This is a genomic window from Metaplanococcus flavidus (genome assembly GCF_042675885.1).
Lineage (GTDB): Bacteria > Bacillota > Bacilli > Bacillales_A > Planococcaceae > Planococcus > Planococcus flavidus.
The window spans coordinates 1-1,262 of the sequence record NZ_JBHTKI010000033.1; the positions used below are offsets into that span (position 1 = coordinate 1).

Sequence of the window (1,262 nt, forward strand, 5' to 3'; positions counted from 1 at the left end):
TTTATATGCATTGACTGTCCATTTTGGCTTTTCCATACACCAAATATAACATATAAGTAATAAAATATCGAGTATACTAAACAGATTTCGAATGTAACATATGTGTAATTAAGTTACATTCAAAATCCATGCTCTAGTGTGCTCGTCAGAAAACCGATGAAACAGATTTCATTAGAAAAAAAGTTACATTCAAATGGCTGTGCTATAAGGTTTTAAAGCCCGGACTACAAAATATTTTAGGTTTACATATCACTGAGTTACCGGAAGTTGCTAGAATACTGAGCGAGAAAAGAGGGTGTGGTGCACATCTTCTCTTTTTTTATTTATATAAAGATTGTGTTAAAAATGCATTATTTTATGAGTACCATATTTAGCTATCAGTTAAAGTTTGAAAACTTAGAATTTTCATCGTTTTGAGTGGTTAATATTGGTATAGTTGTAAAAACAATAAAATATATTGTAAACTGCAGTGATTTATAGGGAAATTGAATTTTTTATTTAGATCTATTGAGTCTAAATTAAGTCGCAGATTAATTAATAATCTACCTTTCACATTATTGGAAAAGAGGGATACTATGAATGAGAAAAAGCCATTCGACGATGGCAATGAATTTGTGCAGAAGCATCTTGGAGTACCTTCAGAAGAAAAAGTTAAACATTTACCTTTGCCTCTGAAGGTCATAAAATACTGTGTTATCGGACTTATTTTCTTTTCTATTATTACAATGTTAGTAGCTTACATTATTAATTTCTCCAACTAAATTTCTTTATTTGCACGGCTATTATTAAGATCTTAATTCTTAGAAAGGCACAGTCTTTTTATCTTTATATGAGGTTGTGCTATTCATGTTTAGTTTTAATACGGTACTAAATGTTTTTGAATTATAAAAAAAACTTCAATGAGGACTCTTTCTCAATTAGGAAGTTTCAACTTGCTGTTTCAAGAATATTGAAACTATTTTAGTTGTATAACGTAATAAGATTAGGAGAAAGGAGGAGGATCGATTATGAAGAAATGCATAATACTGTTTTTTATATTGGTAAGTACTATTGTATTTAGTGCATGTGGTGGCGCACAAAGCCAGGAAAAGAGGTATGTCGATGTACCAAATACTGAGGATTTCGACACTTTAGATATACAAGGCGTTGATGAAAACGTAAGCGTCCAATAATGAACACCTAGTTTCTTAGAAAAGAAAATGCCTTTCCGATTTTTTGTCGGAAAGGCATTTTTGTTATTTTTTCTTTTGGACATAACAGTC

At 30.6% G+C, this 1,262-nt stretch carries 2 protein-coding genes; both read left to right on the forward strand.

The window, feature by feature from the left end; genetic code table 11:
* The first annotated feature begins 575 nt into the window (after positions 1–575).
* Positions 576–761, forward strand: a complete 186-nt coding sequence (locus ACFQ1X_RS15440) for an amino acid transporter (RefSeq protein ID WP_144841710.1) — start codon at positions 576–578, stop codon at positions 759–761.
* Positions 762–1,007: 246 nt separating this feature from the next.
* Positions 1,008–1,172: an LPS-assembly lipoprotein LptE gene (locus ACFQ1X_RS15445; RefSeq protein WP_379083312.1), complete on the forward strand. Its 165-nt coding sequence runs from the start codon at positions 1,008–1,010 to the stop codon at positions 1,170–1,172.
* Positions 1,173–1,262: the final 90 nt, after the last annotated feature.